Raw genomic sequence first — 624 nt, 5'->3', positions numbered from 1 at the left:
GGTTCTCCCGGCCAGCGACGATGGCTGAGTGGTGTTTTGCCTTTTTTATATTTCAGTTCCAGTTGTGCGTTATCCGCCAGCCACGGTAGTTCCTTGCTCATGTGTTTTCCTTATTCAAACAGAGCTTCAATATCGTTAATCAACTCGCTGGCGGTGATGGCATCGAGTACGGAGAACTGCGCTTCCTGTGTTGAATTACTCCCCAGCCATAGCTTCTGCTTTGCCTTCCCATAGCCACAGCTTGCTTAAGAGTTGCTCGGCACTCAGTTCGGCTGGCGACATGCCTACCGCAAAACCTTCATCGATTTCCATGACTAACGACCAGCGGCCCAGGGGTTTGATCATCCAGCCGATCCAGCCTCCGATCCTGCCGGGGTTGCCCTTTATCCAGCCTTTTATTCGCCAGCCCCATTACCCGACCGCTTGGGCATTTTCTGCCTGCCCAGCGGGTCAATTCGCTGGCATTGCGCTCGGTTTCTGTCAGGGCGTAACTGTTACGGTCGAGCTGGCGGAACGGCGGTAACAGTTCATAGTCGGCAAAAAGCTGCCCAAAGGCGGCGGCATCCGTCGGTGATATTTCCAGAACGTGAGGAATACCAATAGAGATATCGCCTTCCGGCAAGG

General features: G+C 53.8%; 1 pseudogene. It reads right to left on the bottom strand.

Features of this window, described 5'->3' with window-relative positions:
* Window positions 1-110 precede the first annotated feature (110 nt).
* Window positions 111-624, bottom strand: a pseudogene (locus CRI63_RS23710) (DUF4132 domain-containing protein); the annotation flags it as partial.

This window comes from Escherichia sp. E2661, from assembly GCF_004745185.1.
In the GTDB taxonomy this organism is placed as follows: Bacteria; Pseudomonadota; Gammaproteobacteria; order Enterobacterales; family Enterobacteriaceae; genus Escherichia.
The sequence above is the reverse complement of the archived record's forward strand: the minus strand, read 5'-3'. Positions and strand labels throughout refer to the sequence as shown.